Source organism: Ralstonia condita (assembly GCF_958405655.1).
Classification (GTDB): domain Bacteria; phylum Pseudomonadota; class Gammaproteobacteria; order Burkholderiales; family Burkholderiaceae; genus Ralstonia; species Ralstonia condita.
The window spans coordinates 954,398-972,191 of record NZ_CATYWO010000001.1 but is presented as its reverse complement, the minus strand read 5'-3'; the positions used below and the strand labels follow the sequence as shown (position 1 = coordinate 972,191).

Below are 17,794 nucleotides of genomic sequence, written 5' to 3'. Positions count from 1 at the left end.
GACAGGCGTCACACGGGAAAGCGAAAGTGACCGCTGTGCAGGGTGATCTGCTTTGACCCGGTCAGCTCGAACATCGCGCGGGCCACGGCCTCGATGTCGCTGCGGTGGCCGAAAAACGCCTGCACCAAGTCTTCGGAGCGACACGACCGCGCACCGAAGTGGTCTTCAAGCGCCTCTGCGGTGATGGCGTAGCTTGCGCTGCTGCCATCCACCGACGCGCCACATTGCAGGACCGGACCGGCCGCGCAGTACGTCGGCTCGCCGGTTGAGAACTCGATCTGTTTCATGGTGCATCCCACGGGGGGTTGGGGTTCCGCTCTCTGCCATTCTTTACCGCCAGCGTAGAAGGCCCGTCTTCAACGATCAAGCCGGGTTGTGGCGTCGGTCAGAGGTAGATCAAACAGCGGCGCAATCGCATCGGCGAGGGGCTGCGCCAGCGCAATGCAGTTGGACGGATGCGCGATGGAGTCGGCGGTAACGACGTCTTGCGCCGCACTCCTCAGCTCGTTGTAGGCGCTGCCGGCAAACACGGCATGGACAGCCACGCAATACGGGCGCGGCAACCCCGCCCGCTGCAATTGCCACGCCGCGGCAATGAGCGTCCGGCCGGTGGAAATGATGTCGTCGATCAACACCGGCGTGCGCCCCGCCCCCTGCCCCGCCGCAACGGCCGATACGTCGACGCTCCACGCCCCGCGGCGGACCTTGCTCAGCACCGTCCAAGGCACATCGCACAACGCCGCGACCTGCTCGACCCACTGGCGGCTCTCCTCGTCCGGCCCGACGAGAAACGGATGGGGCACCTGCGCACGCACCCACGCCGCCAATGCCGGAGCGGCCTGCACCGCCACCGCGGGGACTCGGAAAATTTCCGACAGCGTCGGAATCCGATGCAGGTGCGGATCAACGGTCACCACCCAATCGAAATGGCCGCTCAGCAATGCGGCAAAGTGCTGCGCCGCGCGGATCTCTCCGGCCTGAAAGACGGCGTCCTGCCGCATGTAGGCCAGATACGGGGCAACCAGCCCCACACGCCGCGCACCGCCCTCGCGGGCGGCAATGGCCAGCCACAGCAGCGACAGCACCTTGTCATCCGGCCGGTCCAGCGTGCATACGATGACGACGTCGGCATCGGTCACGGGCGTGAGCAGCCGTACAAAGGACTCGCCATCGGGAAAGTGCTTCACCTCGGCGCGGCCGCGGTCGGCGCCCAGCCGGGTCACCAGCCCGACCGCCGTGGCCTCGTTGCCTGGCATGGCAAGCACGATGCGCCTTCCGCCCGCAGTGACAGCCGTCGGAGCCAGCGCGGCCAGGGGTTCCATCTTCAGCCCAGCGGATAGGTCTGCCGATACTCTGGCATGCACACCGGCCACTGCAGTTCGCGCTCGATGCGTTGGCGCATGGCATCGCTGGCGGCCGGCTCGCCGTGCACGATGAACGTCTGCCGCGGCGCACGTGTGAAGCCGCGCAGCCAGACCATCACCTCCTCGGCATCGGCATGAGCGGAAAGGTTGGCAATCTGTTCGACCGTCGCACGGATAGCGATGTCGCGGCCGTGCACGCGCAACTCGCGCTGGCCGGCCAGCAGGGCCGCGCCCCGCGTGCCCGCCGCCTGGAAGCCGGACATCAGGATCGCATTGCGCCGCCCGCCGCCAAAGCTCTTGAGGTGATGCAGCACCCGGCCACCCGTGGCCATGCCGCTGGCGGCCAGAATGATCTTCGGCGCACGGTCGCTTCCCAGGTGCATCGACTGCTGCGGGCTCTGGACCGGAATGGCCAGCGCACACGCCGCCTGGCAGTCCGCCACGTCGATGTGCAAGTCGTCGATATGGCGGGCAAACACCTCGGTCGCGCGTTCGGCCATCGGGCTGTCGAGATAGATCGGCACATGCGGAATCCGGTGTGTGCGGATCAACTGGTACAGGCAGAACAGCAGCTCCTGGGTACGCCCGACCGCAAATGCCGGGATCAGCAACGTGCCACCCTGGCCAATGGTCCGCCGCACGATGTTCTCCAGCACCTCGAGCGGGTCACCCGCCGGATGCAGGCGATCGCCATACGTCGATTCGACCAGCAGCGTATCGGCCTCCGCCACAAGCTCGGGCGGGCGCATGACCGGATCGACCTGGCGTCCCAGATCGCCGGAGAAGACAAGGCGCTGGCCGTCTGCAAACAACGTCACCGTGGCCGCGCCGATGATGTGCCCGGCGCGGTGGAACTCCCCTTCCACGCCTTCCACCACCGGGAAGCGCTCTCCATATGCCACCGGGTGCAGCTTGTGCAGCGCCTTGGCGGCATCGTTTTCGTCGTAGAGCGGCAAGGCGGGATGATGGCGCGAGAAGCCGTGCGCATTGGCGTACTGGGCATCTTCGACAGCGAGCCGCGCGCTGTCGGGCAGCAGGATGTTGCACAGCTCTGCCGTGCCCTTGGTGCAGTAGACCGGGCCGCGAAAGCCGTTGCGGACCAGCAGGGGCAGGTAGCCGCTGTGGTCAATGTGCGCATGGGTCAGCACCACCGCATCGACGTGATGCGGGTTGACAGCCAGCTTGTCCCAGTTGCGCAGCCGCAAGGACTTGTAGCCCTGGAACAGCCCGCAATCGACCATCACGCGATGCCTGGCGGTCTCCAGCACATACTTTGAGCCGGTCACCGTATCGGTGGCCCCGAGAAACTGCAGCCGCACGGTTCCCCCCCTTTCTTCTTGATCGTTCGCTCAACGGATGGTGATCCGCTGCTGCTGCGAGGCCTCTTTCTTCGGCAGCGTCAGGCGAAGCAACCCGTTCTCGTACGTCGCCTCGACCTTGCTTTCATCGATGGCGGCGTCCAGCGTGAACATGCGCTGCATGGACCCACTGTAGCGCTCGCTGCGGATGACGCGCTCGCCTTCCTTCTTCTCGGTCTGGCGCTCGACCTTGGCGGCAATCATGACCGTCCCGCGATCCACCGTGACGTCGATATCTTCCTTCCTGGCGCCCGGGATCTCCGCGACCACCGCATATGAGGTGTCCGATTCTGTCACGTCCACCTTGAACGGCAAGGCACGCTCCATGTTGCCCTGGAACGAGCGCAGCAACCCCTGGAACAGATCGCCCACCGGTTCGATGGCAAACGGGTCGTAACGCCTGAGTTGGCTCATGGCTGCCTCCTGATGAATGGTTTGAAAGGACGTGCGGGCAAGTGCCTGCCGACCCATTCATCGTGGCACGGCAGACAGGGGGGGCCTTGCGGCAGATCAACGACCGGAAACCCCGGCAGCAAAGGCCTGGCGATGTGTCCTCTCCTGCACGCCCAGGCGGCATGCCGCGGCGGCTGGCGACACGCGTTGTCAGGGTTGACTGACAGCACCGGCCGGCCTTCCGACAGGATTCTCAGACCAGCCTGCATGACGGGCGCCCTGGCGCAGCCAATACTGGGTTCACGCCATCGCGCAGTGCGACGGTTGCGCAAGCGCCCCACGGAGCGACGGGAGTCCGCCATGCACCCCAACCATCATGAAGACCGCAACTTGCGCGGCACCCGCAGTGATGCTGCCGCCGATACCCTATTCTTCTCGTTGGGCGCGCACCTTGTCACGCAGCGCGAGGGGTATGAGCACCACGGCATCTATGTCGGCGATGGGCAGGTGATCCACTACGCGGGCTTCTGCCACGGGCACCGGCGCGGCCCGGTGGAGCGGGTTTCCACGGACGCCTTCGCCTGCGGACACCCGGTTCATGTCAGGACGGACCGCCATCCCCGATACGAGGGCGCCGAGGTTGCGCGCCGCGCCGGCTCCCGTCTGGGCGAAAGCAACTACCGGTTGCTGACCAACAACTGCGAGCACTTCTGCGCATGGTGCCTGTTTGGCGAGTGCCGCAGCGAACAGGTCAACGCCTGCCTCAAGAGCCCGGCGCGCGCCCTGCGAGCCGCCGCCGGACTGTTCATGGCGGCCATGCCGGTGCCTTGGCGCACGCTGCAGGCCAGCCCGCGCGCGACGTGAGGCGCCAGCAGCATGGACCGCGCGAAACAGTGCCTGCGGCGGCACAGACCAGTGTGCGGCGCAGCATCAAAACGGGGCAGCGTTGACGCGTATCAAACCGCCATCCCGCTAGACGGGAAAAATGAAGCTGCTGGATCGCGCAGACAGGCTGCCCTGGGGCGCGCGCCAGACCGGCGCAGCGTGTTGCTGCGCGGCCTGCTCAATGGAGTTCCCCGTGACGATTCCCGTCGATATCTCGTTTCAAGGTCTGCCGCACTCCAAAGCGGTCGAAGACGCCATCACCCATCAGATCACCCGCCTGGAACGGCTGCGCAGCCACATCACCCGCTGCCGCGTCAGCCTGGTCCAGACTGCCCGGCATCAGCAGCAGGGCAGGCCTTTCACCGTGCACGTCGATGTGACGACCCCGCTGAGCGACCACATCTCCAGCACCACGGCGGAGGAAGACCCCTACCTTGCACTGCGTGAGGCGTTCTCGCACGTGGAACGCATGCTCGTCGAAGCCGCGCAACGGCAGCATCCCGGCCACGGCGGCCGGGCGGCAGGCCAGACCGAAAGCGCATGACGTACGCCTGCCGCCCGGAGCCATGCGCCCGGGCGGCGCGTGCGGTGGGCTACTGCATGTGCAGGCCGCCGTTGACGGCAATGTTCGCGCCGGTGATGTAGGCAGCGTCCTCGGAGCAGAGGAAGGCCACCAGCGCGGCCACCTCCGCAGGCTGCCCAAGACGGCCCAGCGGGATCTGCGGAAGGATGCGCTGCTGCATGACATCGGCGGGCACGTCGCGCGTCATGCGGGTCGCCAGGTAGCCCGGCGATACGGTATTGACCGTCACGCCCCTGGCCGCGCATTCGAGTGCCAGCGCCTTGGTAAAGCCATGGATGCCGGCCTTGGCCGCTGAATAATTGGTCTGCCCGAAAGCGCCCTTCGACCCGTTGACGGACGAGATGTTGACGATGCGGCCCCAGCCACGCTCGATCATCCCTTTATAGAACGGCTTGGTCATGTTGAAGACCGAATCGAGATCCGTGGCCAGGACGTTGCGCCACGCCTCGAGCGTCATGCGCTTGAACGTCACGTCCTGCGTGATGCCGGCGTTGTTGATCAGGACGTCGACCGGCCCGACCTTTGACAGCACTTCTGCGGCGCACCGCTGGCACGCGTCGTAACTTGCCACATCGACCGCAAAGGCAGGAAACACGCGGCCACTGGCTTCCTGCCCCGCCAGCCAGGTGGCCACGTTGGCGTTGCCCAAGGAGTGCGTGACCACCACCTGGAATCCCTGCGCGTGCAGTCGGACCGCCATGGCTTCGCCCAACCCGCCCATGCCGCCCGTGATGAGCGCAATTCGGCCTGCTGTCATGTTCACCTCTTCTGATGGACGCATTTGACGAGCCGGTTGCCGGCGGCCCGACACACGGGCCGCGCAACAGGGCTCAAGGATCACGGCGCGAGGCTTGTCCCCCGGCGCCGGGCGGGGCGCGCGGCACAACGCGCGAACACCCGGTCTTGCAAAGCAGCCATTCGTCCGGGCCGGGCACGGCTGGCAACCGGATGATCATGTCGACCGGCTGCGGGCCTGCCGTGAGCGTGACCGCGTGCATGCCGCCCCGGTATGCCGTGTTGAGCTGATAGCGCCCGTCTGGCAACTTCAGATACAGCAAGGGTCCCATCGTGCGCATCCGCAGACGCAGCCGTCCATGCTCGTCGACAACCGACACGTCGACATCGGACAACGCCTCGCCGCCCTTCGCCGACACCAGGTTGAGCCGGACGTTGAAGCGGCGCGCCATCGCATGCATCGCCTTGCGTTCGTCGCGCCCCACCCCGCCCGAGACATAGGCGATGTCGCCCTCGAAGCGGACTTCGGGTGCGGGCATGGCCTCGGGCTCGCTTGCATACGCTCCGCCGGCCGCCAGCGCGGCTTGCGCCAGTACGACCCAGAGCAGGAAAACGACGATCCGAGCCATCATCCGCCTCATGCACCGGGTTGCGGATGCCCGACGGTCTGCGCCAGCACCGGCACTTCATCCTCGTTGAGCGACAGCGCTTCGGCCAGCAGCCGATGGTTGATCCAGCCCCGCACGACCGTGGCAAGGCCGGCCGAGGCGCAGTACAGCGACACGTTCTGGCAGATGGCGCCGGCGGTGACCGCGGCAAACGACGCACGCTGGGGCGGCGGCAACTGATCGGCGCGAGCGTGGTTGATGACATAGACGATATCCAGCGGCGCCTGACTGACAAAGTCCTGATACCCCGTCAGGTTGCGCGCATCGACCGCACGCCGGAGCACGAGGCGATGCGGTACGGGTTCATAGCGGTAGACCCCCTCCGGCAGCGCTGCATAGATGTCGATCACATTCAGGCCATGTGGCGACGGCGCGGTACGGCCACGGATCTCGGGCCGGTTGACGCCATCCGCCGCCCACAGCAGTTCACTGAGCTGCTGCAGGGAGAGCGGTGCCGTTGAGAATGCCCGCACGCTCTTGCGTTGCGCAAGCGCGGTCATCAGCACGGCACCCCCGCCCAGGTGCGGCGCGGGCAGTTCCATCGTGGCGGGCGGCGTGTGCCCGGTCGGCGCAGGCAGCACTCCGTGCGCGGGTTCATAAGAGAGCAGCGTGGTTTCGCTCATGGCGTCGACCTCAGAACACATGGAGACAGGGCAGCAAGGCAACACGACCCGACTGCTTGAGCGTAGTCAGGCAATGGCGGTTAGCATTGATGCCGGTCAACCGGTCCGCAAGGATCGAGCGTGACGCATCGCGGCAGGTGCCGTGCCCCCCGGCTCACGTTGATCTGCATCAGCGACACATTGGCGTGCACACACGATAGTGACGCTCAGGAGGGACGCGCATGGTGGACCAACGAGGCTGCACACGCCCCACAGCACCCGACCCGCAGGCCGAGGCATGGATCGCCGGCATGCTGGAGCCGGCCGCCTACCCGCACCCGGCCGCACAACCCCGGATGATCGAGACGCATCTGTCGTGGGTGTTTCTCGCGGGCGAATTCGCTTATAAGGTCCGCAAGCCGGTCGCACTCGACTTCGTCGACTTTTCATCCCTGGCCGCGCGCCGCGCCGATTGCGAAGAGGAATGGCGGCTCAATCGCGCGCTCGCGCCTGACCTCTACCTGGGCGTCATCCCGATCACGCGCGACCAGGGCACCATGGCCATCCGTGTCGGCGGGCAAGGGCCTGCCGTGGAATACGCCGTCCGCATGCGGCGCTTTCACCAGCGCGATGTCTTGCGTGCCATGGCATGCGAACGGCGGCTTGGCCCGGAGCAGATCGACCCGCTGGCCGATCTGGTTGCCGATTTCCATCGTGCAGCGCCCACGGCTGCCCCGGATACCGACTACGGAACCCCCGCGCGCATCCGTCGCACGCTGGAGGACTGCGCAGCCGGACTGCTCGCGCTGACCACCGACCCGCTGCAGGCATCGACCGCCGTGTCGCTGCTTCGCCGGCACGCCGAGCGGCTCGACAGCGCCTTCCGCTCACGCAGGCGCACCGGGCATATCCGCGAATGCCATGGCGATCTTCACCTGGGCAACATTGTCCTGATCGGCACGCGGCCAACGCCGTTCGATTGCCTGGAGTTCTCCGCGCCGCTGCGGTGGATCGACACCATGCATGACACGGCATTCCTGTTCATGGATCTGCTGGCGTTGGAGCTGCCCGAACTTGCGTACCGCCTCATCAACCGCTACGTCGAATCCAGCGCCGACTATGGCGGGCTCGCGGTCCTGCCCTTCTATGCCGCCATGCGCGCGCTGGTGCGTGCCCGCGTGCTGCTCGAGCGCGCGCGGCAGCTTGCCAATGCGCCCGAACAGGCCGCCGCGCAGCGCCGCGAGGCGCACGGGCTGCTCGATCTCGCGGTGTCGCTGCTGACGCGGCATGACGGATGCCTCATCCTGATGCACGGCCTGTCGGGCAGCGGCAAATCCACCCGCGCCGCGGCGCTCGCGGAGGCCGAGCGCATGATCCGCGTGCGATCCGATACCGAACGCCGGCGCAGCCGACACCCCACCGGCGCCGACCGTTACACGCCGCATGCGGTCGACCGGACCTATCGGCGACTGGCCGCCATTTGCAGGATTGGCGCGTGTGCGGGGTTTCCCATGATTGCCGATGCCACCTTCCTGGCGAGCCGGCACCGCGCGCGCTTCTTCGCGCTGGCAGAGCGCCTTGGCGTGCCCGTTGCCATTGCGGATTGCGGCGCCGCACCCGATGTCCTGCGCGCACGCGTCGTGGAAAGGGCACAGCGAGGCACGGATGCCTCCGAAGCGGATCTGTCCGTGCTGGAACGACAGATCGCGAGCGAGCAGGCCCTTTCGGATGTAGAGCAGGCCCGTGTCATTCCCGCGGGCACGTCTCCGGTGTTGGCCTGGGTCCAGCGCCCGCCGGCAGCCCGATGAACGCGAAGTGAACGGGCGGGTTGCGGCCGCCTTGCTCAGGGGCCAGGCGCACCGGCCACGGACGGCGCCGCGTTGCGCCAGCCACCACCCAACGCGAGGAACAGGGCAACGGTGTCCTGCAGGCGTTGGGCCCGGGCCTGCACGGTGCCGAGCACCGCTTGCTGATACTGCTGATCGGCGCTCAGCACCTGGAGGTAACTTGCCACGCCGGCGAGATACTCCGCGTGGATTTCATCCAGCGCATCGCGCGCAGCCGATTCGGCACGCAACTGCGCATCGACTTGCACAGCGTCGTGTTCTAGCGCGCGCAGGACATCCGCCACCTGCTGGAAGGCGCCCAGCACGACCTGCCGGTAGTCGGCATCCGCTGCCTGCAGAGCCTCTTGCGCCGCGCTGCGCCGGTAGACCAGCGTTCCGCCCTCGAACAGCGGCGCCATCAGGCTGGCACCCAGGCTCCAGGCGGCGGCCGGTGCGCCGAACAGGCCCGCGCCGGTGCTCGACATGCGTGCGTAGTCCGCGCTGAGGGTGAGGCTCGGCAACATCGCAGCAGTGGCAACACCGACCTGCGCGCTCGCCTCATGCAAGCGTGCCTGGGCTGCCAGCACGTCCGGCCGCTGGCGCACCAGCTCTGATGGCACCAGGCGGGGCAGATCGGGCGGCAACGCCAGACCGGCCAACGCCACGTCCGCGGCATCCGCCTGGGCCGGAAACCGTCCCGTCAGCACGGCCTCCAGATGCGTGGCCTGATCGCGCTTCTGCTCCAGCGGCGCGAGCGACGCTTCCAGCGAGCCCAACTGCGCGGCAAGGGTCAGTTCACTGGCATGCGCAGCGACACCGGCCTCGACTTGCGCATGCGCGATGTCCACCTGCTCGCGTACCACCCCGATCAAGCGCTGCGTGGTGTCGATTTGCGCGGCGTATGCGGCGCGGGCGATCACAGCGTTGGCCAGATTGCCCGTCAGGGTAAGGTAAGCCGCCGCCAGCGCGTACCGCTGGCCCTCGGCCTGCGCGGCCAGGGCTTCCACGGCGCGCCGGTTGCCGCCGAAGAGATCCAGCGCATAGCTGACGCTCGGCCCGAGCGTCCAGAGGGTAAAGAGGCTGGCGGGCCCCGCCTGCCCCAGCCTGGCGGGCACCACCGCCTGGCGCGACACCGCTGCCGAAGCCGACACCTGCGGATAGAACACGCCAGCGCCGGCCCGCAGCAGGTCTTGCGCCTCGCGCAGCTTGGCTTCTGCCTGCTGCACTGTCGGATTGGCAAGGATGGCCGCCTCCATCACCGTATCGAGCGGCGGGCTGCCGAAGGCACGCCACCAGTCGGCGGGCACCGACGCCGCCGCAAAGCGCTGGACGACACCGTCGGCCAGAGCGGATTCCACCGGATCCCCCTGGCGCAGGTATCGGTTCACATCGGGCGCGGGCGGCCGATGGAAATCCGGCCCCACGGCGCACCCGCCCGCAAGCGCGATGGCCGCCAGGCTGGTGGCCGTGCAGCGCGCCGCCTTCATCACGATGCCCCCTGCAGATAGACATCGACCAGCTGCCCCGGATACACCATGAGGTTCGCTGGCTGTGCGAAACGGAACAGCAACGGCAGCACACGCACGTCGACGCGTTCCGAGCGTTGGTCAGAAAGCTGCACCTTCGGCGAGATGTAGGGCTGCACGCGCACGAACTCCAGCGGCACGCTCACATCGGTGCCACGGAAGAACATGCGGGCCTGCACCTTGCCCGGCGGGAGACGATGCACAAGGATCTCGTCCACATACACGCGTACGGCCAGCTTGCCCTGCCCGGATCGCATCATCACGAGCGGCACGTAGCTGCGCGTGTAGGCATCGTAGGTGCCCTGCGCGGAAACATACGCCCCGGGCGAGGTGTTGACCGACATCACGACGCCATCGACCGGCGCGCGGACGACATACTTCCCGAGCAGGGCGTTGGCCGCTGCGGCGCCTTTCTGCAGCGCGTCGCGCTGCTTCTGGAGCGAGCGCACGTCGTAGATCCACGCGCCCGCGCGCGTGAGCTCATACTGCCGCTGCGCGACGGCGAGGTTGCCGTGTGCCACGCGTACGGCATTGGCGGCGTTGTCCATCGCATCGCGGCTGACGGCCCTCGGATTGAGGCGGGCGGCTGCCTCCAGCTTGTCCAGTTGGTCCTGCACCGTCCGAAGGCCCGCTTCTGCCGCGGTGACCTGCGCGCGCGCGACCTCAAGCGTTTCCTTGCGCGGCTGGGCGGTCAATGCGCTCAACTGGGCGTCGGCGGCTTCGGCCTGCGACTGTTGCTGTGCCGCCAGCGCGCGCTGGACGGAATCCTCGACCTGGATCAGCGCGTCGCCCTGCTTCACTGTCTGACCTTCCTGCACGAGAATGCGCGCCACGGTGCCCGACACCTCGGCGTACAGGTTCAGGTTGGCGCCGCTGGACTGATCGCTTTCGATGATGCCATTCGCGTAGATGCCGGTGGCATAAGGGTTGGACGCCGCCTTGAACACCGGCGGCAAGGGCGGGCTCTGCCGCCCGTAATAGATGGCAGCCCCGATGCCCGCAAGCAAGCCGAGCACGGCCAGGATCATCAACCACCGGATCTTCATTGCGAGGCCCCACGTTCAATGTGGCTCAGGCGGCCGTCCTCCATGTTGAGGATGCGGCTGGCCATGTCCAGGATGCGCGCATCGTGCGTCACGATCACAATGCAGCGCTGCGCGTTGAGGATCTGCGTCTTGACGAATTGCATGATCGTGCGGCCCGTATCGCCGTCGAGCGAGGCCGTCGGTTCGTCCAGGATCAGGATGTCCGGCTGCGTGACGATGGCGCGTGCGATGGCCACGCGCTGCTGCTCGCCGCCGCTCAGCTTGACCGGCGGCAGTTGCGCGCGATTCTTCAGGCCGACCACGTCGAGGTACTGCATGCCCTGCGCCAGCGCCTGGTCCCAATCCATATGACGCAGCACCAGCGGAATGGCCACGTTCTCGACCGTGGTCAAGCGCGGAAACAGGTGGTAATCCTGGAACACAAAGCCGATCTTGCGCAGGCGGAATTCCGCCAGGGCATCGGCTCCCAGCTTCCAGATATCGACGCCGTCGACCACGGCACGGCCGTCATCCGGACGCAGGATGCCGGAGATCACGCTCAGCAACGTGGTCTTGCCGCTGCCCGACGGGCCCACGATGAACAGCATCTCGTTGAAGTAAGCCTCGAAGCTGACTGCATTGAGCGCCCGCGTGCGCGCCTCGCCCTCGCCGAACCATTTGTCGATGCCCTGCGCGGCAATGGCGACATTGGCCACGATCATCCCCGGAAAATGTCGAAGGGCTCGATGCGCAGCACCTTGCGCACGCCGATGTAGCCCGAGATCGCGGCAATGATGATCACCATGACAAGCGCAAGCAGCAGGTTGGTGAAGGTGATCATGGCGGCGTAGTCGGGAATCCGCAGCCGGACCAGCGCAATGGATGCCGAGCACAGGCCGATCCCCAGACCATAGCCAAGCAAGGCCACGAAGGTGGCCTGGAATACGATCATCATCACCAGCTCATGCCCCTTGGCGCCGATGGCCTTGAGCGCGCCGAAGCGTTCCAGGTTCTCCAGGATGAACGTATAGAACGTCTGCCCCGAGATCGACAGCCCGACGACAAAGCTGATCACCGTCATCAGCAGGATGTTGGTACCGAGGCCGGTCTGGTAGGTGTAGAAATGCGAGATGCGGCTGATGAACTCTTCCTTGGTCAGCGCGCGGTAGCCAAGCCTGCCCACCGCGCGCTCGATGCCGGCGATGTCGGCATCGCTCTTGGGTTCGACCAGAACGTAGGACATCGTGTAGCGCGTGCCGGGCAGGTATTGCACGGCACGGCGGTACGTGGTGTACAGCGTCGGCACGCCGAACAGGCCGCTGGTCACGACCTTGCCGATGCCGACGATCACGCCGCGATGGTCGTTGATCTCGAACTCGGTGCCGATATGCGGGTTCTCGAGCTTGCCGAACTCGGCGTCCTGCATGACGATGAAGCCGTTCTCGCCGTACACATCCTCGATGCGGCCGCTGAGCATGCGCGGGCGGCCGAACAAGGTGGCGTCATCGATGCCGACGACCGAGACCGGCTGGTAGGTGCCACTGGCCAGGCGCACCAGCGCGCCGCCCGAATACAGCGGCACGGCAAATTTCACACCGTCGATGCTGCGCACGGCGTCGAGCACGTAGTCGGGCATGCCGATCGTGTTGGCGACCGTGTTGACGGCCGGGTCCATGACCCACATGCGCGCGCCAATGTTGTACACGGCCGAAGACGACCGGTTGAGCACGCCCGCAAAGAGCGAGGTCATCTCGATCATCAGGAACACCGCGAACGTGATGCCCACCAGCAAGCCGCTCAGCTTGGCCTTGTCATTGACCAGCAGCTTGTAGGCGAGTCTGAGGATGGCTGGCACGTGACCCCCTGTTGGTCATGCAGGGGGTAGCCGGAGCCAGGCCCGAAGGCAGCATCTGACCCGGCGCCGATGCACGTGCCTTCACGATAGCGCGCGACCGGCGTTCCTCCTTGACGTGCCGCAAGGGGAAAAAACTTCCGCGCAGTGTGCGCGCCGGACGTGACGACCACGCCGCGCATGGCAATGGAGCGGTTACAGCGTGTCTTCGTCCGAGAACAAATGGTGGCGTATCGCGTAGCGCACGAGCGCTGCCTCGCTCGAGAGCTGCAGCTTGTCCATCAGCCGCATCTTGTAGGTGCTGATGGTCTTGGCGCTGACGCACAGGCTGGTGGCGATCTCGGTCAGGGCCTCGCCCTGCACCAGCCTGCGGTAGACCTCCATCTCGCGGTCCGACAGCCGGGTATGGGCCGCCTCGTCGTTGGCTTCGCCCAGGCTGTGCGCAAGCTTTTCGGCCATGGCAGGGCTGACATAGGTACCGCCACTAGCGACCTTCTGCAGGGCCGCGACCAGCTCGGTCGCAGCACTTTCCTTGGTGAGGTAGGCCGCTGCCCCGGCACGGAACGCGCGCGCGATGTACTGCTCCTCCGCATGCATGGTGAGCACCAGCACCCTGACGCCGGGATGGTCCGCATGCAGTTGACGCACCAGTTCCAGTCCGTTGCGCCCCGGCATGGACAGATCCAGCACAATCACGCGCGGCTGATGGTCGCGCACCAGTTGCAGCACCTGCGTGCCGTCGGAGGCTTCGCAGACGACATCGAAATCGCCAGCCCGCTCCAGAATATGGCGCACGCCGTCGCGCATCACGGCGTGATCGTCGGCGATCATCACGCGGATCATGGGCGGCTCTCCTCGGTGCGTTCTTGGGCGGCCGGAAACCGCACCGTCAATCGGAAACCGCTGTCCAGCGCATGCGACGTCGTGGCCTGGCCGCCGAGTTGCCGCGCCCGCTCTCGGATACCAAGCAGCCCAAGTGGCCGGCGCGCCCCCACGGCTGGCGGTGCGCCGCTCCATCCGCGGCCGTTGTCCTGGATGTCCAGCTCCATCATGTCACCCTTGCGGCCAAACTGGATCTCGACACGCGTGGCGTCGGCATGGCGCACGACATTGTTCAGCGCCTCCTGCACGATCCGGAACACCGAGATGGCCGAGCGTTCATCCATCGGCACCTCTTCGGCCTGCACATGGATGACCAGTCCAAAGCGCTGGCGGACATTCTTGGCGATCCATTCGATGGCAGGCACCAGCCCCAGTTCGTCGAGCAGCGGCGGACGCAGATCGGCTGAAATCTGGCGTACGGCGGCGATGGTCTCATCGATCACGCGCTGCATGGCCAGCGTCTGGGCGGTCAGCGCGCCGGGCGTGCCCGCCGCATGAAGATCCGCCCCCAGCAGGGAGAGATCCATCTTCAGGGCGCTCAGGCGCTGCCCCAGGTCGTCATGGAGTTCGCGGGCGATGCGGCGCCGCTCCTCTTCGCGCGCCGCCAGAATGCTGTCGGACAGGTGCTGCAGTTCTTCCTGCGAGCGCCGCAGCGCTGCCTCGGCCCGCATGCGCTCGGTCGTGTCGCGCAGCATCACCGTGAACAGCTTGGTGCCGCTGTCCTCGATCTGCGAGATGGATGCCTCGATCGGAAACTCCCGGCCGTCCGCGTGCAGGGCGAACAACGCACGCTGCTTGCCCATCTGGCGTTCCGAGACGCCGGTCACGCCAAAGCGGCGAACATGGGCCTCGTGGGCGCTGCGAAACCGCTCGGGGATGAAATCAGCCAGCGGGCGGCCGATGGCGTGGCTGGCCGGGCAGCCGAAGAGCGTTTCGGCCATCGGGTTGAAGAGGACGATGCGCTGCGCGTCGTCCACCGAGATGATCGCCTCCATGGACGAGCGGATGATGCCGGCGAGACGGGCTTCGCTCTTTTCGAGGTAGGCGAGATAGTCGCTCACGGTGGCGCGCAGCATGCGCAGCCGGAACCAATAGAACGTGAGGGCCAGGACGGCGGCGATACAAGCCCCGGCAAGCAACACGACGGCCGCACCGCGCGCACGCGGAATGACCGCCGATACCAGCCAGGCTGCCGACACGAACAGCAGCAGAATGGCCACCGCACCGGCGAGCAGTTCCGCCGGCGTGGAATGCAACTGCAGCACGCGCCGCCGCGACGCCGGCGCGGAATGCCCGACTTGCCCGTGTGGCTCCATTGCTGAGCGCCGCCCCGATCAGATAGAGATGTCCAACCTTAATGCATCTGGGCGCCGAATGGAATGAGCCAAGTGACGGAGGCGTCGCCGCACCCGGCGGCTGTTGTCAGGGATTCCTGACAGCGCCGCAGCGCACGCCGACGCGACTCTCAGCGCTGCCTGATTTCGATCAAGGCCAAGCGCTCTGATACTACGCATACGGACGCCGCCACAGCCAGACTGTCGGCGATCAGAGGCCGAACGCAGCACGCCCGCCCCCTCAGGAGAGACATCCATGATTCCGAATGCCCTCGAAGCCCGCCCCCAGACCGATGTGGAACGCCCCGCCCCCGTCGCCACGCTCAAGCTGGTGCGTGATATCAACGCCCACGTGCCGATGGACCCCGCGCTGCAGAGCCAATGCGCCAACTGCGTCATGCATTGGGCATGCCTGACCAATGCCGTACCCTCGGCACAGCGCACGCACCTGGAGCGCATGGTCCACACGTGGCGCAAGGTCGGCAAGGGCGAGGCGCTGTTCCGCGCCGGCGACACCTTCCACTCGATCTACGCCATCCGTTCCGGTTCGTTCAAGACAGTGGTGTCGCACCCCAACGGCTCAAATCACGTCACCGGATTCCAGTTCCCCGGCGAAACGCTGGGCCTCGATGGCATTGCGGCTGACCAGCACACCTGTGACGCGATTGCCCTGGAAGACAGCACCGTCTGCTCGATGCCATTCCATTGCGTGGAAGATCTTTGCCAGGACATCCGCCCGCTGCAGCATCGGCTGCATCAACTGCTGGCCGAGGAGATCGTCCGCGAATCCGGGCTGATGCTGCTGCTGGCAGGGCTGACCGCCGAGGCGCGCGTGGCGACCTTCCTGCTGAACCTGTCTGCGCGCATGCAGGCGCGCGGCTATTCGCCATCGAGCTTCACCCTGCGCATGACGCGCGACGAAATCGGCAGCTACCTCGGCATGCAGCTGGAAACCGTCAGCCGCGCGTTGTCCCGCTTCCAGCGCGAGGGCTGGCTCACCGTTGAAGGCAAGCGGATTGAACTGCTCGATCCGGATGCGCTCGGCGCCCTCTGAGTTGTCGATCCCATGCGGCGCCATCCCCGTGGCCGGGTCAGGGGGCCAGCTGCAGATGATCGATGACTTCCGTCACGCCCGGCGCCGACCACGCGGCGCCCATGGCGGCACGACGCTCGGCAGCCGAATCGATGCGCCCGCTCAGCGTGACCGTGCTCCCCTGCACAGACACCTGGATATGGCTGGCTTCACGTTCGGCATGCCGGCGCAGCGCGGCTCCGATCTGCTGCGTCACGTCGGTCGGCACGAGCCGCTCCTTGATCTTCAGCCGGTTGATGAGCCCCCCTACCCCGCGTAACGACCCGACCGCGCGCGCGGCCAGTTCGCTCTGGTAGGGCCAGTCAACCTCGCCGGACAGGGTCACCCAACCGTTCTCGACCAGCACCTCGATACGGTTCGACGGCAGGCTGGCGTGCCACTCCAGGGCAGATCGCGCCGCGTACGCGATGTCCTCGTCCGCATGCGTACCGGGTAGGCGGACTTCGATCTTCTGGACCACGCCCCGCACACCCGCCACCCGTTCCGCAGCGTGCTCGGCAGCCAGCTTTTCCGTGTAGCTCTGCACGTGGCCGGTCAGGGTCACCACGCCGTGATCGACCTCCACGCCGATCGCCGCCGCATCCACGGCGGGTTCCCACAGGAGCTCATCGCTCACGTCCTGCTTGATGCCCAGATCACTCTTCATGTCAGCCTCCATGCCTCGGTGGTTCGCTTGCACTTGCATTACGCCCAGTGGCGTTCCCGGGCCGCCTGGCAGGCAACGCAACGCTCCGCAGTGGGCTGGGCCTGCAGTCGCAGGAACGGGATGGCATCGCCGCAGTCCACGCAGACACCGTACCGGTGCTCACGCATGCGCTTGCGGCTCGCTTCAATGTCGGCCAGCTCCTGCCGATAGTGCGCCAGCATGACGTCGCCGGCGAGTTCGCTGGTTTCCTGTGCCGCCAGGTCGGCGTCTTCAAACGGCTCCGCCGCCATCGGCGGTGGCGCACTGGAAATGACGCCAGCCAGCTGTCGGCGCACGCGGCTCTCGTGCTCATCGAGCAACGCATTGAGCTGCTTCCATTGCGCGTCGGTCAAATGGGTCATGCCCGTCTCCCCTTTCCCCTGTTGATCCCCGTCCATGGGCAGTCTCATGCCTCCGAGGGCGACAGCCACGCCGGGCGCCGCTTTGTCTGCCCCCAATGGCCAGCGACCCGCACCTGATCGATGAACCCCGCGACCTCTTCTTGCGAAAGCCCGCTCAACACATCGCGCTGGCACAGTGCCAGCACCGGCGTGGGGATCGACGCAGTGATCTGCGCGATCTCCTCCACGGCCCGGAACGCACCGCGTGCGGCCATCACGCACACCACGGAAAGATGCGCGGGCAGCGGCATCTGGTCTTTCAGGAAATCCCGCATGGGTGAGGCAAGGTGACCCATCCAGATGGGTGCAAGTACCACGACCTGATCGAATGACTCGAGATCGGGCCCTGCATAGTGGTAGCGCGCGTGCTTGCCCAGCAGGGTTTCAACGACGCACCGAAGGTCGCCCATGAAGCCCGCTCGCGGATGTTCATCGGTCACTTCGGCCAACGGCCAGCCGCTCTGCGCCGCCATCTGTTCGGCCACCAGGCGGGCAGTGCCGGTGCGCGAGTAATACACAATCAGTGTTCTGTTCATGGCGAACTCCTGGGCTTGCGGTTTGCGCGGTTTGCGCGGTTTGCGC

General features: G+C 66.5%; 20 protein-coding genes. 4 read left to right on the top strand and 16 right to left on the bottom strand.

Annotated elements, in window-relative coordinates; translation table 11 throughout:
* Positions 1 to 8: 8 nt before the first annotated feature.
* From R2N03_RS04630 to R2N03_RS04615, 4 genes are all read right to left on the bottom strand, one after another.
* Positions 9 to 287, bottom strand: coding sequence for a DUF1488 family protein (locus R2N03_RS04630; protein WP_316655628.1), 279 nt, complete (start codon positions 285 to 287; stop codon positions 9 to 11).
* Between the two features lie 69 nt (positions 288 to 356).
* Positions 357 to 1,322, bottom strand: a complete 966-nt coding sequence (locus R2N03_RS04625; RefSeq protein ID WP_316655626.1) for a ribose-phosphate pyrophosphokinase — start codon at positions 1,320 to 1,322, stop codon at positions 357 to 359.
* A 2-nt stretch (positions 1,323 to 1,324) separates the two neighbouring features.
* A complete protein-coding gene (locus tag R2N03_RS04620) occupies positions 1,325 to 2,683 on the bottom strand; it encodes an MBL fold metallo-hydrolase RNA specificity domain-containing protein (RefSeq protein WP_316655624.1) in 1,359 nt (452 codons plus the stop codon).
* Between the two features lie 30 nt (positions 2,684 to 2,713).
* Complete coding sequence (locus tag R2N03_RS04615; protein WP_316655622.1) at positions 2,714 to 3,136, bottom strand: Hsp20/alpha crystallin family protein; 423 nt, start codon at positions 3,134 to 3,136, stop codon at positions 2,714 to 2,716.
* 339 nt (positions 3,137 to 3,475) lie between these two features.
* Here R2N03_RS04615 and R2N03_RS04610 point away from each other — a divergent pair, with 339 nt between their 5' ends.
* Both R2N03_RS04610 and R2N03_RS04605 read left to right on the top strand, forming a co-directional pair.
* Positions 3,476 to 3,979, top strand: a complete 504-nt coding sequence (locus tag R2N03_RS04610; protein WP_316655620.1) for a lecithin retinol acyltransferase family protein — start codon at positions 3,476 to 3,478, stop codon at positions 3,977 to 3,979.
* Positions 3,980 to 4,193: 214 nt separating this feature from the next.
* Complete coding sequence (locus R2N03_RS04605; protein ID WP_316655618.1) at positions 4,194 to 4,544, top strand: HPF/RaiA family ribosome-associated protein; 351 nt, start codon at positions 4,194 to 4,196, stop codon at positions 4,542 to 4,544.
* A gap of 49 nt (positions 4,545 to 4,593) precedes the next feature.
* Here R2N03_RS04605 and phbB read toward each other — a convergent pair whose 3' ends face one another.
* The 3 genes from phbB to R2N03_RS04590 form a co-directional block, all read right to left on the bottom strand.
* A complete protein-coding gene (gene phbB, locus R2N03_RS04600) occupies positions 4,594 to 5,340 on the bottom strand; it encodes an acetoacetyl-CoA reductase (protein ID WP_316655616.1) in 747 nt (248 codons plus the stop codon).
* Between the two features lie 73 nt (positions 5,341 to 5,413).
* Entirely contained in the window at positions 5,414 to 5,950 is a 537-nt protein-coding gene (locus R2N03_RS04595) for a hypothetical protein (protein ID WP_316655614.1), read from the bottom strand.
* Positions 5,951 to 5,955: 5 nt separating this feature from the next.
* Positions 5,956 to 6,609 carry a nitroreductase family protein gene (locus R2N03_RS04590; RefSeq protein WP_316655612.1) on the bottom strand — a complete coding sequence of 218 codons (654 nt, stop codon included), beginning with the start codon at positions 6,607 to 6,609 and terminating at the stop codon, positions 5,956 to 5,958.
* Positions 6,610 to 6,830: 221 nt separating this feature from the next.
* Here R2N03_RS04590 and R2N03_RS04585 point away from each other — a divergent pair, with 221 nt between their 5' ends.
* Positions 6,831 to 8,396: a bifunctional aminoglycoside phosphotransferase/ATP-binding protein gene (locus R2N03_RS04585; protein WP_428984359.1), complete on the top strand. Its 1,566-nt coding sequence runs from the start codon at positions 6,831 to 6,833 to the stop codon at positions 8,394 to 8,396.
* 35 nt (positions 8,397 to 8,431) lie between these two features.
* Here the strand turns inward: R2N03_RS04585 and R2N03_RS04580 are convergent, their stop codons facing one another.
* The 6 genes from R2N03_RS04580 to R2N03_RS04555 all read right to left on the bottom strand — a co-directional run bounded on the left by R2N03_RS04580 (position 8,432) and on the right by R2N03_RS04555 (position 15,015).
* The gene (locus tag R2N03_RS04580; RefSeq protein ID WP_316656570.1) at positions 8,432 to 9,901 is read right to left on the bottom strand and encodes an efflux transporter outer membrane subunit; all 1,470 of its coding nucleotides are present in this window, start codon (positions 9,899 to 9,901) and stop codon (positions 8,432 to 8,434) included.
* Positions 9,901 to 10,986, bottom strand: coding sequence for an HlyD family secretion protein (locus R2N03_RS04575; protein ID WP_316655610.1), 1,086 nt, complete (start codon positions 10,984 to 10,986; stop codon positions 9,901 to 9,903). The genes R2N03_RS04580 and R2N03_RS04575 overlap by 1 nt, the downstream gene beginning before the upstream one ends.
* Positions 10,983 to 11,687 (bottom strand): ABC transporter ATP-binding protein, encoded by a 705-nt coding sequence (locus R2N03_RS04570; RefSeq protein ID WP_316655608.1) that lies wholly within the window; start codon positions 11,685 to 11,687, stop codon positions 10,983 to 10,985. Before R2N03_RS04570 ends, R2N03_RS04575 begins: the two co-directional genes overlap by 4 nt.
* Complete coding sequence (locus R2N03_RS04565; RefSeq protein ID WP_316655606.1) at positions 11,684 to 12,820, bottom strand: ABC transporter permease; 1,137 nt, start codon at positions 12,818 to 12,820, stop codon at positions 11,684 to 11,686. The genes R2N03_RS04570 and R2N03_RS04565 overlap by 4 nt, the downstream gene beginning before the upstream one ends.
* Positions 12,821 to 13,012: 192 nt before the next feature.
* On the bottom strand, positions 13,013 to 13,660 hold the full coding sequence (locus R2N03_RS04560) for a response regulator (protein WP_316655604.1): 648 nt from the start codon (positions 13,658 to 13,660) through the stop codon (positions 13,013 to 13,015).
* Positions 13,657 to 15,015: a sensor histidine kinase gene (locus R2N03_RS04555; RefSeq protein ID WP_316655602.1), complete on the bottom strand. Its 1,359-nt coding sequence runs from the start codon at positions 15,013 to 15,015 to the stop codon at positions 13,657 to 13,659. The genes R2N03_RS04560 and R2N03_RS04555 overlap by 4 nt, the downstream gene beginning before the upstream one ends.
* 274 nt (positions 15,016 to 15,289) lie before the next feature.
* Here R2N03_RS04555 and R2N03_RS04550 point away from each other — a divergent pair, with 274 nt between their 5' ends.
* Positions 15,290 to 16,087, top strand: coding sequence for a helix-turn-helix domain-containing protein (locus R2N03_RS04550; RefSeq protein WP_316655600.1), 798 nt, complete (start codon positions 15,290 to 15,292; stop codon positions 16,085 to 16,087).
* A gap of 37 nt (positions 16,088 to 16,124) precedes the next feature.
* On the opposite strand, the gene R2N03_RS04545 is transcribed toward R2N03_RS04550, so the two are convergent.
* The 3 genes from R2N03_RS04545 to R2N03_RS04535 are packed head-to-tail and all read right to left on the bottom strand — an operon-like array spanning position 16,125 to position 17,748.
* On the bottom strand, positions 16,125 to 16,772 hold the full coding sequence (locus R2N03_RS04545; protein ID WP_316655598.1) for a BON domain-containing protein: 648 nt from the start codon (positions 16,770 to 16,772) through the stop codon (positions 16,125 to 16,127).
* A 38-nt stretch (positions 16,773 to 16,810) separates the two neighbouring features.
* Positions 16,811 to 17,173, bottom strand: coding sequence for a TraR/DksA family transcriptional regulator (locus R2N03_RS04540; RefSeq protein ID WP_316655596.1), 363 nt, complete (start codon positions 17,171 to 17,173; stop codon positions 16,811 to 16,813).
* 44 nt (positions 17,174 to 17,217) lie between these two features.
* The gene (locus R2N03_RS04535; protein WP_316655594.1) at positions 17,218 to 17,748 is read right to left on the bottom strand and encodes a flavodoxin family protein; all 531 of its coding nucleotides are present in this window, start codon (positions 17,746 to 17,748) and stop codon (positions 17,218 to 17,220) included.
* Positions 17,749 to 17,794: the final 46 nt, after the last annotated feature.

Coding starts and splice junctions, on each gene's coding strand:
- R2N03_RS04630 (WP_316655628.1), bottom strand. CDS start 287: ATGAAACAGATCGAGTTCTCAACCGGCGAGCCGACGTACTGCGCGGCC.
- R2N03_RS04625 (WP_316655626.1), bottom strand. CDS start 1,322: ATGGAACCCCTGGCCGCGCTGGCTCCGACGGCTGTCACTGCGGGCGGA.
- R2N03_RS04615 (WP_316655622.1), bottom strand. CDS start 3,136: ATGAGCCAACTCAGGCGTTACGACCCGTTTGCCATCGAACCGGTGGGC.
- R2N03_RS04610 (WP_316655620.1), top strand. CDS start 3,476: ATGCACCCCAACCATCATGAAGACCGCAACTTGCGCGGCACCCGCAGT.
- phbB (WP_316655616.1), bottom strand. CDS start 5,340: ATGACAGCAGGCCGAATTGCGCTCATCACGGGCGGCATGGGCGGGTTG.
- R2N03_RS04595 (WP_316655614.1), bottom strand. CDS start 5,950: ATGATGGCTCGGATCGTCGTTTTCCTGCTCTGGGTCGTACTGGCGCAA.
- R2N03_RS04590 (WP_316655612.1), bottom strand. CDS start 6,609: ATGAGCGAAACCACGCTGCTCTCTTATGAACCCGCGCACGGAGTGCTG.
- R2N03_RS04585 (WP_428984359.1), top strand. CDS start 6,831: ATGGTGGACCAACGAGGCTGCACACGCCCCACAGCACCCGACCCGCAG.
- R2N03_RS04580 (WP_316656570.1), bottom strand. CDS start 9,901: ATGAAGGCGGCGCGCTGCACGGCCACCAGCCTGGCGGCCATCGCGCTT.
- R2N03_RS04575 (WP_316655610.1), bottom strand. CDS start 10,986: ATGAAGATCCGGTGGTTGATGATCCTGGCCGTGCTCGGCTTGCTTGCG.
- R2N03_RS04570 (WP_316655608.1), bottom strand. CDS start 11,687: ATGATCGTGGCCAATGTCGCCATTGCCGCGCAGGGCATCGACAAATGG.
- R2N03_RS04560 (WP_316655604.1), bottom strand. CDS start 13,660: ATGATCCGCGTGATGATCGCCGACGATCACGCCGTGATGCGCGACGGC.
- R2N03_RS04555 (WP_316655602.1), bottom strand. CDS start 15,015: ATGGAGCCACACGGGCAAGTCGGGCATTCCGCGCCGGCGTCGCGGCGG.
- R2N03_RS04550 (WP_316655600.1), top strand. CDS start 15,290: ATGATTCCGAATGCCCTCGAAGCCCGCCCCCAGACCGATGTGGAACGC.
- R2N03_RS04545 (WP_316655598.1), bottom strand. CDS start 16,772: ATGAAGAGTGATCTGGGCATCAAGCAGGACGTGAGCGATGAGCTCCTG.
- R2N03_RS04540 (WP_316655596.1), bottom strand. CDS start 17,173: ATGACCCATTTGACCGACGCGCAATGGAAGCAGCTCAATGCGTTGCTC.
- R2N03_RS04535 (WP_316655594.1), bottom strand. CDS start 17,748: ATGAACAGAACACTGATTGTGTATTACTCGCGCACCGGCACTGCCCGC.